The 13655-nt window shown below is 37.3% G+C and carries 10 protein-coding genes and 2 tRNA genes; 5 read left to right on the top strand and 7 right to left on the bottom strand.

From position 1 onward, the window contains the following. Positions 1-41: 41 nt before the first annotated feature. The 5 genes from IEV57_RS05865 to IEV57_RS05845 form a co-directional block, all read right to left on the bottom strand. Complete coding sequence (locus IEV57_RS05865; RefSeq protein ID WP_188440602.1) at positions 42-2270, bottom strand: NADP-dependent isocitrate dehydrogenase; 2229 nt, start codon at positions 2268-2270, stop codon at positions 42-44. 187 nt (positions 2271-2457) lie between these two features. Continuing rightward, entirely contained in the window at positions 2458-3255 is a 798-nt protein-coding gene (locus IEV57_RS05860) for an amidohydrolase (RefSeq protein WP_188440600.1), read from the bottom strand. Positions 3256-3346: 91 nt separating this feature from the next. Next, positions 3347-3901, bottom strand: a complete 555-nt coding sequence (gene def / locus IEV57_RS05855; RefSeq protein ID WP_188440598.1) for a peptide deformylase — start codon at positions 3899-3901, stop codon at positions 3347-3349. After that, positions 3898-4311, bottom strand: a complete 414-nt coding sequence (gene ruvX, locus IEV57_RS05850) for a Holliday junction resolvase RuvX (RefSeq protein ID WP_188440596.1) — start codon at positions 4309-4311, stop codon at positions 3898-3900. The genes def and ruvX overlap by 4 nt, the downstream gene beginning before the upstream one ends. After that, a complete protein-coding gene (locus IEV57_RS05845) occupies positions 4311-5069 on the bottom strand; it encodes a hemerythrin HHE cation-binding protein (RefSeq protein WP_188440594.1) in 759 nt (252 codons plus the stop codon). Before IEV57_RS05845 ends, ruvX begins: the two co-directional genes overlap by 1 nt. A 155-nt stretch (positions 5070-5224) precedes the next feature. Here IEV57_RS05845 and IEV57_RS05840 point away from each other — a divergent pair, with 155 nt between their 5' ends. Beyond that, positions 5225-6865 carry a S41 family peptidase gene (locus IEV57_RS05840; protein WP_188440592.1) on the top strand — a complete coding sequence of 547 codons (1641 nt, stop codon included), beginning with the start codon at positions 5225-5227 and terminating at the stop codon, positions 6863-6865. 143 nt (positions 6866-7008) lie between these two features. Then, positions 7009-7449 carry a VOC family protein gene (locus IEV57_RS05835; RefSeq protein ID WP_229744243.1) on the top strand — a complete coding sequence of 147 codons (441 nt, stop codon included), beginning with the start codon at positions 7009-7011 and terminating at the stop codon, positions 7447-7449. 208 nt (positions 7450-7657) lie between these two features. Here IEV57_RS05835 and IEV57_RS05830 read toward each other — a convergent pair whose 3' ends face one another. Then, positions 7658-9616, bottom strand: a complete 1959-nt coding sequence (locus IEV57_RS05830; RefSeq protein ID WP_188440590.1) for a M1 family metallopeptidase — start codon at positions 9614-9616, stop codon at positions 7658-7660. A 167-nt stretch (positions 9617-9783) separates the two neighbouring features. On the opposite strand from IEV57_RS05830, the gene IEV57_RS05825 reads away from it, so the two are divergent. The 3 genes from IEV57_RS05825 (at position 9784) to IEV57_RS05815 (ending at position 11980) form a co-directional block, all read left to right on the top strand. Then, positions 9784-11640, top strand: a complete 1857-nt coding sequence (locus IEV57_RS05825; RefSeq protein ID WP_188440588.1) for a TonB-dependent receptor plug domain-containing protein — start codon at positions 9784-9786, stop codon at positions 11638-11640. A gap of 169 nt (positions 11641-11809) precedes the next feature. Beyond that, positions 11810-11884: transfer RNA gene (locus IEV57_RS05820), tRNA-Val, on the top strand. Between the two features lie 21 nt (positions 11885-11905). Next, a tRNA-Val gene (locus tag IEV57_RS05815) sits at positions 11906-11980 on the top strand. An 84-nt stretch (positions 11981-12064) separates the two neighbouring features. Here the strand turns inward: IEV57_RS05815 and amaB are convergent. Then, complete coding sequence (gene amaB, locus IEV57_RS05810; protein WP_188440586.1) at positions 12065-13609, bottom strand: L-piperidine-6-carboxylate dehydrogenase; 1545 nt, start codon at positions 13607-13609, stop codon at positions 12065-12067. Between the last annotated feature and the right edge of the window lie 46 nt (positions 13610-13655).

The raw sequence follows: 13655 nt of genomic DNA, 5'->3' as shown, positions 1-13655 counted from the left end.
TCGAGGCTGCTTTTTTTGTTCAGTTTATGACTTCCATTTTCTTAAGCTATTTGCGCAAGAATTGCATTGAAAGTAGCGCTTGGACGCATGACTTTATCAACCTTAGCTGCATCAAGTCTGTAATAACCACCAATATCTACTTTGACACCTTGCGCATCATTCAATTCCGAAACGATTTTAGTTTCATTTTCAAGCAACTGCTTGGCTATGGATTCAAATTTATTTTTCAATTCCATGTCTTTTTCTTGCGAGGCCAAAGCTTCCGCCCAATACATGGCAAGATAAAAATGACTTCCTCGGTTATCCAATTCCTTTGCTTTCCTTGAAGGAGACTTATCTTCATCCAAAAACTTACCAGTCGCTTCATCTAAGGTCTCTGCAAGGACTTTAGCTCTGTCATTAGAGAATGTATCACCAAGATGCTCCAAAGAAACAGCAAGGGCCAAAAACTCTCCAAGAGAATCCCAACGCAAGTGGTTTTCTTCAACCAATTGCTCTACATGTTTTGGAGCAGAACCACCTGCACCAGTTTCAAATAAACCTCCACCATTCATCAAAGGGACGATAGAAAGCATTTTTGCACTCGTTCCTAACTCCAAAATTGGGAAAAGATCAGTCAAATAATCCCTCAACACATTTCCAGTTACCGAAATCGTATCTTTTCCTGCTTTGATTCGTTCTAAAGAAAATTTGGTAGCATCGATTGGAGACATGATTTGAATATCTAAACCAGAGGTATCATCATCTTTTAGATAATTATTTACTTTTTTGATTAATTCTCGATCGTGAGCTCTTTTGTCGTCCAACCAAAAAATGGCAGGAACGCCCGTAGCTTTTGCTCTGTTGACAGCCAATTTAACCCAATCTTGGATAGGTGCATCTTTCGTCTGACACATTCTCCAAATATCACCTTGCTCAACAACATGAGAAATTAAAACTTCTCCTCCAGCCACTACGCGAACAATACCTTTCTCTTCAATTTCAAAAGTCTTGTCATGTGAACCATATTCTTCAGCTTTCTGCGCCATCAAACCAACATTTGGCACTGACCCCATTGTGGATGGATCAAAAGCGCCATATTTCTTACAGAAATCAATTGTTTCTTGATAAACACCAGCATAAGATCTATCTGGAATCACAGCTTTAGCATCTTGTTCTTTTCCTGCTTTGTTCCACATCTGACCAGAAGTTCTGATCATGGCAGGCATAGATGCATCAATAATCACATCGGAAGGCACATGTAAATTGGTAATTCCTTTGTCTGAATTTACCATTGCGAGGTCAGGAGAATCTGCATAGCAAGCTTCAATAGCAGCTTCGATTTCTGATTTTTCAGCAGCAGGTAACTTATTCAATTTGGCTAGTAAATCACCAAAACCATTGTTAACATCTACACCAAGTTGAGACAACTTCTCTCCATATTTTTCAAATACTGGAGCGAAAAACACCTTTACAGCATAACCAAAAATGATTGGATCTGATACTTTCATCATGGTCGCTTTCATGTGAAGTGAAAAAAGTACACCTTCTTCTTTTGCTAAAGCAATTTGTTCTTTGAAAAATGTTTTCAACTCTGCGACACTTAATACAGAAGCATCTATAACTTCACTTTCTTTTAGAGATAGTCCAGACTTTAAAGTTTTGACTTCACCAGAAGCATTTACAAATTCTATATCAACAGAGGTAGCAGAAGATAGCGTCAGTGATTTTTCACTGCCATAGAAATCTCCTTTTTGCATACTTGCAACGTGAGTTTTAGAATCTGCACTCCAAGCCCCCATTCTATGTGGATTTTTCTTTGCGTAATTTTTTACCGCTAAAGGTGCCCTTCTATCTGAATTCCCTTCTCTTAGCACTGGGTTTACTGCACTACCTTTAACTTTATCATATCTTGACTTGATATCTTTTTCCTGATCGTTTTTTGGATCAAACGGATATTCAGGAAGCGCATATCCTTTTTCTTGCAATTCCTTAATAGCAGCTAATAATTGAGGCATAGAAGCACTGATATTTGGCAGTTTGACTATGTTAGCCTCAGCAGTCTTTGCTACGTCTCCTAACTCTGCTAGTGCATCCCCAATTTTTTGATCTGGAGTTAAAAACTCTGGAAAAAGCGCGATAATTCTTCCTGACAATGATATATCTCTGGTCTCTACAACTACTCCAGCCGAATCTGTAAAAGCTTTTACTATCGGCAATAAAGAATAAGTCGCCAATGCTGGCGCTTCATCTGTAAGTGTGTAAAGAATTTTAGCTGTTTTAGTGGTCATTTTATTTTTATTAACTATGATTTTATTTATAATTAGTGAAATGAGGCTGAAACACAAAAAATGTTTGCATTTGCCTACGCATTAAAATTCGGGCTAAATTAATCAAAATATCGCAGTTTCAAATATTGATTGGGAACATTGAAGCTGTTCCTGTTTTACAAATAAAGAATTACAGCTATCATTGATTTTATAAAATCTCAAACTTATCAGCATCTTTCCATGCTGGGAATTTTTCCCTAAATAGATTCAACTCTTCTGCATTTAGATCTACAATCAAAATTTCTTCTGTATTTTCAGAAAAGACCATTTGCTCACCCTTGAAATTATATACAGCTGAATGACCCGAGTACGGAACTTGATTACCATCACTCCCTACCCTATTGACCCCAACTGAATAGGCTAAATTTTCTACAGCTCGTGCTTGCAATAAAATATCCCAAGCATTGATTCTGGGTTCAGGCCAACTTGCGATATAAATGCAAACATCATATTCTATTGAACCTTCCTCTTGTCTGTTCCTAGACCAAACTGGAAATCTTAAATCATAGCATACTTGTGGAAGAATCTTCCAGCCTTTTAATTCAAAAATCTTCTTCTCCTTACCCATGGAATAGCTTTGATCTTCATTGGCCATCCTAAATAGATGCCTTTTGTCGTACCAAAGCAATTCGCCGTTAGGTTTTGCCCAGAGCATACGATTGAAAAAATTACCGTTTTCTTGGATAATTACGCTTCCTGTCACCACTGATTGTGTTTGAGAAGCCATTTGCTTGAGCCATTTACAAGCTGTGAAATTCATCGGTTCTGCCATTTCTGATGCATCCATGGTGAATCCTGTTGAAAACATCTCAGGCAAAATGATTAAATCAACCTGCTCTTCAATTTCCCATATTTTTTCTTCCAACATCGCGAAATTAGCTGTCTTATCTTTCCAGTGCAGTGCTGTCTGTATCAGTGCTAATTTAAGATTTGGGATAGATTTCATGGTTTTATTTGAATTCTATTGCTAATTGATCCAATGATCAGGTTTGTCAAGGCTGATTTGTAAGTAAAGAAATATTATTTGATCAAATTTTTTATCTCAAAGGATAAATCATCCTATAATCTGTCGGCACTTTTCCTTTGCTTACTTCAATCAGTTTAGATTGAACAAGTCTTTTCTTGAGTCCTTTCAAGTAATCTATAAATAAGATTCCCTCCAGGTGATCATATTCGTGTTGAATTACTCTTGCTGTCATTCCTGAAAATTCTTCTTCTCGAAGGTTCCAGTTTTCGTCATAATATTCAATTGTCAATTTCTCAGGCCTGATAATTTCAGCTCTGACTTCAGGAATTGACAAACACCCTTCTTCAAATCCGAAATGATCTCCGTATTCATCTAGAATAATGGGATTAATGAAAGCTCTTCTTATACCTTTTTCTTCGTCATCTTCATCCAACATCAGCGAACTATCAATCACAAAAAGTCTTACTCCTTGATTGATTTGAGGAGCAGCTAAACCAACACCACTTGCGTGATCCATGGTGCTAAACATATCCTTAATTAAGGCGGATACATCTTCATTTTCGTGAATTTCTTCTGCTTCTTTTTTCAGAATTGGATTGCCGTATGCTACAATCGGGTAAATCATATTTGCTGTAAATAGGTTTGTAGTATAATTGCTGCACTAATTTTGTCTAAGTTGCCAGCTTTTTCTTTTCTATCTTTTTTCTTACTTCCCATGGCAATCATACTTTGCATCGCCATTTTGGAAGTATACCTTTCATCGACTAAAACGATATTTTTATCAGGAAATATTTTCCCTAGTCTGTCTTTTAGGCTAATCACTCTAGGTGTCATTTCGTTGTCAGAACCGTCGAGTGATTTTGGATATCCGATCACAATCGTTTCCACCTCTTCTTTGCTGAAATATTGGGTGAGGTAGTCAGCAAGTTTGCTTGTCTCCACTGTCTCTAATGGATTAGCTGTAATCTTAAGCACATCCGTAACGGCCAGCCCAGTCCTTTTAGTTCCCAAATCAATCGCAATAACTCTTCCCATCAATTGCTTTTGATCTGTTTTTTCACTTGCCTCAGCACTTCTTTCTCTAACTCTACCGCTTTAGGAAAAAGCAACTCGTCCTCAATTCTTGCGTGTATCACCAACTCCTTCTCAAAGTTTTGTAATTCATTGTACAAAATCTTCATACTCAATGGAGCACCTTCATGTAAAATGTAGTCTTTGGTAAGTTTTCTGATCCCAACCATTTCATCATCGTGGTCTTCATGGGCATGCGCCAACAAGGAAATTGGACTTTCTTCCAAGATCGTCAGTGCGTCATTCAAACTGAATTGCCCAGTCTCAATTTCATGTAAAAGGTATATCCTTTTGAAGACTCTACTTTCTTCTTCATGAATATGATGAATAAAATCCTCTACAAACATTGGAAACATAATTCTCAAATCGGCCAAGATAGCAGCGAATTCTCCTTCTAACTTGATGCCTGCAACCATATTAGATAAAAAAGGCAATTCTTGTCTTACGAAGAAATAGTGCTTCTTTTTCAGATAAGCGACTAAGACTTCGATAGGATGTAAGTACAATTCTTCAGCTTTGGGCTCTCTTCTATTGGCCCATACTTCTAATTCTTCAACAAGTTGATTGGGATTCACTTTGAATTTTTTGCATACTTCTTGCAATGAATTCTCTTCGTACTGATAGAAATTTATCCCAAAATAGTGTAATACAGAGGCAAAAACATAATTCTCAGATACAAGATCTTTGATTGGCGTTTTGTGTATTTCCTTTGGATTCAACATAACTGTAAAAGTAAAGTTTTTTAAGAGAAATTATCTCAATTCTTTATCTAAATTGAATTTGTTGCGTTTATAAAAACGAATTGGGCATAAATGGAGTTAAGTACTATATTTGAAAATTACCGAAATCAAAGACATCAATATAATCAGAGGATATCGTGAGCGAAATTAAAAATACTAAAGCACAAGTACGTCTTCCAATTATCATCGCTTTAGCAATAGCTGGAGGGATTTGGGTTGGAGCAACTTTTGCAGAACCCAAAACTGACAGAAATGACCTGAAGGCAGCAATTTATAAGCTTCAGGAAATCATCACCTACATCAATAGGGATTATGTAGACAGTGTCAATACCAATGAATTAGTAGAATTTGGTATTGAGAAAATGCTCGAAAAACTCGATCCACATTCAAGCTATATCCCTGCCAAAGATGCCGCTCTTGCAAAATCGCAATTAGAGGGGAATTTTGACGGGATTGGAGTGGAGTTCGGAATCATACGAGATACCATTTATGTGGTGGCACCTTTGACAGGCGGTCCATCTGAAAAACTTGGTATTCAATCAGGTGATCAGATTATTAAAGTGGATGGAAAAACAGTAGCAGGTACTGGAATCACCAACAATGATGTATTTTCTTTACTTCGTGGCCCTAGCGGTAGCATAGTGGAAGTAGATATTAAAAGAAAATCTCAAAAAGATTTTTTAAGATTTGACATCGTAAGAGATAAAATCCCTCAATATTCGATCAATGCTTCGTATATGATCAATAATGAAATCGGATACATCAAAGTAACTAGATTTGCTGCTACAACATATGATGAATTCAGGAAATCAGTTTCCGAATTGAAAGAACAAGGAATGAAAAAGCTTGTTCTTGATCTCCAAAGTAACCCTGGTGGATACATGGGAGCGGCTATTAATATTGCTGATGAAATACTTGGCTCTAACGCTGTAATTGTATCACAAGAAGGAAAAACAAGCAGATTCAATCAAAAAGCTTATGCAGTCAAGCCTGGGATCTTTGAAGATGGGTCTGTCGTTGTCCTGATCAATGAAGGAAGTGCAAGTGCTTCAGAAATTGTAGCTGGAGCCATTCAGGATAATGATAGGGGTTTGATCGTTGGTAGAAGATCATTTGGAAAAGGATTGGTTCAAATGCCGATTGACTTGTCAGATGGTGCAGAGTTAAGATTAACTATTGCACGATACTATACGCCTTCTGGAAGATCAATTCAAAAGCCTTATGGTGATGATGAAGAAGATTATAGCTTAGACTGGATCAAGAGATTTGAGCATGGCGAGTTTTTCTCGGCTGATAGTGTAAAGTTCAATGACAGTTTACGCTATGAGACTACATCAGGAAGAGCAGTTTACGGAGGAGGAGGAATCATGCCTGACTATTTTGTCCCACTAGACACTACTATGTCGAGTGCATACGTAAATAGATTATTCAATTCCGATTCTGCAAGGGAGTTTATTTTGGATTATTTGGACAAGAACAAGAAAAAGTTCGACGGAATGAGCTTCGAGGAGTATTACAGCAAATATCAAGTCTCTGATGAAATGCTCAAAGGTCTGGTGAAAGTTGGGGAAAGAAACAAAGTGAAGTTTGATGAAAAAGATTTCAATAAGTCTAAAGAATATTTGAAAATCTTAGTGAAAGCCAATATGAGTAGAAATATCTTTGATGACAATGCATATTACAAAGTCATTAATGACATCAATGAGATTTATTTACAAGCAATCAAACTGTTTGATGAAGCGGAAAAACTAGCTCTTTCAGCTAAAAAGAATGAATAATTAAACCGAAAAAATAATAAAAGGGGAAGTCAATCAAACGACTTCCCCTTTTATTTTGTCTCGTATTCAAAATGATTAAAACTTTCAAGTCCTCAGGTATAATAAGAATCAGTTAACTTAGTATTCTTCAAACCCAAAATTCCATGAAACGATACATCATCATTTTCATCATTAGCTTTTTTTATATGAATCAACCTATCCAAGCCCAAGTAAAAATTACCCACATTGCTGTTTATGTCAGTGATTTGAAAGAGAGTGCAAACTTTTACAGAGATGTTCTCAAATTTAAAGAAATCGACGAACCCTTTAAAGATGGACTTCATGCTTGGTTTGATATTGGGAATAATGTTCAGCTTCACATTATAGAAGCAGAGTGGCAACCGATCACTATCAATAAAATCAATCATCTGTGCTTTAGTATCCCGGTGATGGAAGATTTTATCGCTAATCTCGAAAGCCATAAAGTTGCTTTCGAAGATTGGCCCGGAGAACAAGGAAAAATAACAATCAGACCTGATGGGATTCAGCAAATCTACCTCAAGGATCCTGATGGTTATTGGATAGAAATCAATGATGAATATTGAATAACGTAATTATCCGCAATGACACCAGTATTTAAATTCTTCACTTATAATAATGCGGATAATAGTTAGCCAAGAGACAATAGCTGATTGAAATGAACAGCATACAATATTATCAATGGGTATTGTTATAAAAGCGGATATACATACTAACAAAAAAAGGAAGACCTCAATCTGAGGTCTTCCTTTTTTGTTTAACTATTTGAGCCTATTAATTTTCATAAAGCGAAGAAGGCCAAACATCATTTCCAGCATTGGTATCTGTGATGATTTTGTTCGGATCAATTTCAATCTTCACCACTTTCTTGTCCACTTTCAAAAGATGTTGCCATGTATTTCCTTTAAACCAAATTTCAACAGGAAGAGATCTGTTCTCTTTTGTTCCATCTTCATAAGTCACCTCAAATTCTACTGGCATTGGCATTTCTCCTTTATTAGAAAAAACAGCGATGTAATTTGCACCATAAGGATAAACCCCATCAATAGATAGGTCAATATTAGCATTGCTGTAAAACCAACCTTTCCAAAACCAATCTAAATTTTCTCCAGCTACATTCTCCATGTGGTTGAAGAAATCTGAAGGCTGTGGATGCTTATAAGCCCAATTTTTAATGTAAGATCTAAATGCTCTATCAAATCTCTCATGCCCTAAAACATACTCTCTAAGCATAATCAAACCCAATGCTGGTTTCATATAAGCTACCATCCCCAAGTTATTGGATTGAGTTCTGTCTGCATGAGTTGCGATTGGTTCTCTATTCTCGTTTGTCAACCAACCCAAATATTTTCTAGTCTGAATCAAGTCATTGGTATACTCACCATCATTAAAAGCCAAATAGCTATAATAATTGATAAAAGTATTGAAGCCTTCATCCATCCAAGCATGTCTTCTTTCATTGGTACCAACAATCATCGGAAACCAATTGTGACCAAATTCATGATCCGTAACACCCCAAAGTGATTCCCCTTTAGATTTGTAACTACAGAAGTTCAATCCCGGATATTCCATCCCTCCAATGTCTGCTGCTACATTTACCGCTACAGGGTAAGGATATTCATACCACATTTCTGAATAATGCTCTATTGAGGCTTTGCTATATTCTGTTGATCTGCCCCAAGCCTCTTCTCCATCACTTTCTTTTGGATAAGCCGATTGCGCAATTATCTTTTTACCACTTGGCAAATTAACCCCTACGGCATCCCATATAAATGCTTTGGATGATGCAAAAGCAATATCCCTGCTATTTTCCATTTTGAAGTGCCAAGTAAGCGTACCTTCCTGCTTTGGTCGGATAGTTGCATTTTCTCCAATCTCCTCGGGAGTAACTATATAAACTCTTTCTTCACTTTCAGCAGCTTTTTTCATTCGATTTTGCTGTTCCCTTGTCAAAACTTGATTTGGGTTTTGTAATTCACCCGAACCTACCACAATGTGATCAAAAGGAACGGTTACTTTATAATCAAAATCCCCGTAACCTAAATAAAATTCTCCAGCGCCCAAATAGGGATCTGTGTTCCAACCAGTCACATCATCCAATACTGCCACTCTTGGATACCACTGTGCCATGGCATAGATGGTGCCATCTTTCACATCTAACCTTCCCATTCTGTCCATCCCTTTTACAGGAATATTATATTCAAAATCCATAGAAACGGTAGCTATGCCGCCATCTGCAGGAATTGGTTCTGTAAAAAATACTTGCATGCGCGTATCGCTGATCTGATAATCATTACTAATGGATTTATTTTTACCAGAATTTTGAGCTTTCACATTGGTAATTTGGTACCCACCATTGACATCACCGCTGTATCTATTTCCTTGTATTGGTGTCGTCAGTGTACCTCTTGAATCCTCGGTAAATCTATTTTGCTCTAAAAAAAGCCAAATAAAATCAAGAGATTCTGGACTGTTATTGGTGTAAGTGATGGTCCAAGAACCTTTTACAGAATGATTTTCTTCATCAAGCTCCACATTGATGACATAATCAGACTTATTTTGCCAATAATTCGGCCCAGGCTTACCAGTAGCAGATCTATATGCAGAGCCTTGTCGATAGCCGAATTCTGTGAATGCTGCATCCTTATTGTCTTTTACTTGCTGTGCATCCAGAGATATTACACTGCTAAATGCTAGAAATAATAGAAAAATTTTTTTGATAGTTTGTGTCATATTTTAAGTAGATAAATAAATGATGAGGCTAAAATACTGAAACAAAAGAGAACAAAAAACCAAAATCAACTTCTATCATTCCCAAAACCTTTGATTTTCTAAAAATTTCAAAATTTGGATTTAGCCATATTTAGCAGCTATTTTACTATTTAATTGACATTGTATTTATGAAAAAAAGATTACTACTACCTGTGCTTTTGATGACTACCCTTATCGCAAAGGCAAATCAAGATACTACTCTTGTTGATCTCGGAGAAGTTATTATTAAAGAAAATCGAATAGAAATCCCATTTAATAAAATTTCCAGAAACGTTTCCATCATCAGTAGAAAGGACATAGAAACAACGCCTGCAAGGAGCTTGCAAGAGGTGCTTTCTTTTACCCCAGGAGTGGATGTACGGCAAAGGGGCGTAAGTGGTGTTCAAGGAGATGTAGGAATTAGAGGAGGTGGATTTGAGCAGACTTTGATGCTGATCAATGGTATAAAAATGACTGACCCACAAACAGGTCATCACATCATGAACATTCCTGTTCCTCTTCAGGCGATTCAACGCGTTGAGGTGATGAAAGGCCCAGCTTCTCGCATCTATGGACAGAATGCCTATGCCGGTGCAATCAACATCGTAACTATGCTTCCCGAAACTCGAGGATTGAATATTCAGGCTTATGGAGGTGATTTTGGCATGAAGGGTATTAGTGCAGTCTCTTCTTTGCCAGTCGATTTGCCCTTTGGGAAATATAAACAAACACTATCTTTCTCTCACGATGCGTCCAGTGGGCATTGGTATAACTCAGATTACAAGGTGAGTAATGTTTTTTATGAGGGAGGATTGGAGCTGAATGATAGAAATGAATTGAGGACCATGATTGGTTACACAGACCGATCATTTGGTGCAAATGGATTTTATACAAACAGTTTTCCTGATCAATGGGAAAGCATACAGACATTTCTAGCATCACTGAGTCATACTTACAATTATGAAAACCTTTATATTCAGTCAAGAGCCTATTGGAGGAGAAATACAGATGAATTCAGATTGAGAAGAAATGAGCCTGCTTTTTTTACAAATAACCATGTAACGGATGTGCTAGCACTAGAATTTAATGGTCGCTATGAATCTAAATTAGGAACATCAGGATTCGGTGTAGAAGGCAGGCAAGAACAAATCGAAAGCTCAAACCTTGGAAATAGAGAAAGGTCATTTTTGGGCGTATTTGCTGAACATAGATTTGAATTTTGGGATGATTTTGACTTTAGAGCAGGCGTATATTCCAATTATTACAACGAATATGGCTGGAAGCATTTCCCAGGAGCAGAATTGGGTTACCAAATCAGCAATAGCTCTCGAGTCTATACAAACTACGGTGCAAGCTATAGAATCCCTTCATTCAATGATCTCTATTACGAAGATCCAAGTAATTTCTCCAATCCAGATTTAGTTCCTGAGGAAGCGCAAAGCTTTGAAGTGGGATACAAATTCAATAGACGAGGATTGAGATTCGAGCTAGTTTACTTCAATCGATATACAGAAAACCTGATTGATTGGAGTAGAGCACCAAGTGATATTGTTCCGAATCCAAATAGATGGACACCAAGAAATATCTCCGAAGTAACTTTTCAAGGAATCGAAACAGGCCTACAATATGCCTTAAACTTGGGAAGTGAAAACTTCAAATTAAAGGAGGTATCACTGAGTTACAACTATATTGATGCAAATCTAAATCAGGCTGCAGGTGTTGAATCTAGGACTTCATTAACAGCATTACGTCACCAAGCTATTGCTGGCGTTCAATCGGAATTTTTTACCAATCTAGAATTGAATGTAAAAGCTAGGTACATCGAACGCATGTCTTTAGACCCATATTTCCTGATGGATATCAGGATAGATTATAATAGATTGAAGACTTTTGGGGTATTTGCTGAAGCTTCGAATGTCACCAATGCAGAATACGTCGAGGCTGGTTTTGTTCAAATGCCTGATAGATGGTTTAGAGCGGGAATTTCTATCAATCTTCAGCAATAAAAACAGATAAAGTTCATTGAAAAGGGCCTCCTAGAGATTATACTTTAGGAGGTCTTTAATTTTATTGAATTCAATATCAATTAATTATAAAAATCTCTTGAAAATTAAAGATTATTCTTTTGCTCAAAATCAAAATAAAGCTACCTTTGCAATCCATTCAAGGAAGAATGGGAGTTTAGCTCAGTTGGTTCAGAGCATCTGCCTTACAAGCAGAGGGTCGGGGGTTCGAATCCCTCAACTCCCACAAATATTTCCTTAATCCCTCGGGAGTTTAGCTCAGTTGGTTCAGAGCATCTGCCTTACAAGCAGAGGGTCGGGGGTTCGAATCCCTCAACTCCCACAATTAGCCTTTTCAAAAGGCTTTTTTTATTTTTAAACAAAAAAAACAGGTTGAAATCTCCTTCCAACCTGTCTTTATTTAAACCTAAATATCAAACTTGATTCCTTGTGCTAAAGGCAATGAATCGCTATAGTTTATTGTGTTGGTTTGACGGCGCATATAGGCCTTCCACGCATCACTACCGGACTCTCTACCACCTCCTGTTTCTTTCTCGCCACCAAAGGCCCCACCAATCTCTGCTCCTGATGTTCCAATATTTACATTGGCAATCCCACAATCAGATCCTGATGCTGATAAGAAACGCTCGGCTTCACGCATATTAAGTGTCATAATCGCTGAAGACAAGCCTTGCGGCACTCCATTTTGCATGGCAATGGCATCTTCCAATTCGGAATATTTCATCAAATACAGAATTGGGGCAAAAGTCTCGTGCTGAACCATTTCAAAATGGTTTTCGGCTTCTATAATACATGGCTTAACATAACAGCCAGATTCAAAACCCTTCCCCTCAAGTACACCTCCTACAACCAACTCCTTACCGCCTTCTACTTTCGCTTTTGAAATGGCATCCTGATACATTTTTACTGCATCAGTATCTATCAATGGCCCAACATGATTTTTTTCATCTAAAGGATTCCCAATGACTAATTTTCCGTAAGCAGACACAAGTCTTGATTTGACTTCTTCATAGACAGAATCTTGAATAATCAATCTTCTTGTCGAAGTACATCTTTGACCAGCAGTTCCAACGGCTCCGAATAGTGCTCCTCTTATGGCAATATCTAAATCTGCATTTTCTGATATAATAATAGCATTATTACCTCCTAATTCCAGTAAAGATCTTCCAAGTCTACCTCCTACTGCTTGAGCAACTAATTTCCCCATTCGAGTTGATCCAGTTGCGGATACCAATGGAATTCTTGTATCATGAGATAAATATTCACCAACTTTATAATCGCCGATGATCAATGATGAAATCCCTTCAGGAAGATTATTTTCCTTTAAAACTTTGGCAATTATATGTTGACAAGCTACACCAGATAGTGGTGCTTTTTCTGAAGGCTTCCAAATACAGACGTCTCCACAAACCATAGCTATCATGCTATTCCAGGACCAAACGGCAACAGGAAAATTAAATGCTGAAATAATACCTACAATCCCAATTGGATGCCATTGCTCGTACATCCTGTGGCCAGGCCTTTCTGAATGCATGGTGAGGCCATATAATTGACGGGAAAGTCCAACGGCAAAGTCACAGATATCAATCATCTCTTGAACTTCACCTAGTCCTTCTTGATAAGATTTACCCATTTCGTATGACACAAGCTTACCCAAATCAGATTTAACTTCTCTGAGTGCATTTCCGATTTGTCTTACGACTTCACCTCTTTGAGGAGCTGCTACATTCCTCCAATGTTTATATGCTTCCTGAGCTTGTTTTACCACAAGTTCATAAGATTGCTTATCTGTGAGTTGTACTTTAGCTATAAGCTCCCCATCAGCGGGAGAAAATGATCCTAAATAGGTCTCTTTTGTTTCTATCCAAATATCCCCAGTACAAGTACCTTTATTTTCTTCTTCTATTCCAAGCCTATTTAAAGCTGATTTTATTCCAAATTGATCTAACATCTTAATTGGGTTTATAATTCTTCGATATTGGTAAAACTACTAAAAA

This window comes from Belliella aquatica, from assembly GCF_014637795.1.
Classification (GTDB): domain Bacteria; phylum Bacteroidota; class Bacteroidia; order Cytophagales; family Cyclobacteriaceae; genus Belliella; species Belliella aquatica.
Note: the sequence above shows the minus strand (reverse complement) of the source record. Positions and strands in the feature narration are given on the sequence as shown.

Bases quoted from the DNA above. Each gene is read 5' to 3' on its own strand.
- IEV57_RS05865 (WP_188440602.1), bottom strand. From the start codon at position 2,270: ATGACCACTAAAACAGCTAAAATTCTTTACACACTTACAGATGAAGCG.
- IEV57_RS05860 (WP_188440600.1), bottom strand. From the start codon at position 3,255: ATGAAATCTATCCCAAATCTTAAATTAGCACTGATACAGACAGCACTG.
- def (WP_188440598.1), bottom strand. From the start codon at position 3,901: ATGATTTACCCGATTGTAGCATACGGCAATCCAATTCTGAAAAAAGAA.
- ruvX (WP_188440596.1), bottom strand. From the start codon at position 4,311: ATGGGAAGAGTTATTGCGATTGATTTGGGAACTAAAAGGACTGGGCTG.
- IEV57_RS05845 (WP_188440594.1), bottom strand. From the start codon at position 5,069: ATGTTGAATCCAAAGGAAATACACAAAACGCCAATCAAAGATCTTGTA.
- IEV57_RS05835 (WP_229744243.1), top strand. From the start codon at position 7,009: ATGAAACGATACATCATCATTTTCATCATTAGCTTTTTTTATATGAAT.
- IEV57_RS05830 (WP_188440590.1), bottom strand. From the start codon at position 9,616: ATGACACAAACTATCAAAAAAATTTTTCTATTATTTCTAGCATTTAGC.
- IEV57_RS05825 (WP_188440588.1), top strand. From the start codon at position 9,784: ATGAAAAAAAGATTACTACTACCTGTGCTTTTGATGACTACCCTTATC.
- amaB (WP_188440586.1), bottom strand. From the start codon at position 13,609: ATGTTAGATCAATTTGGAATAAAATCAGCTTTAAATAGGCTTGGAATA.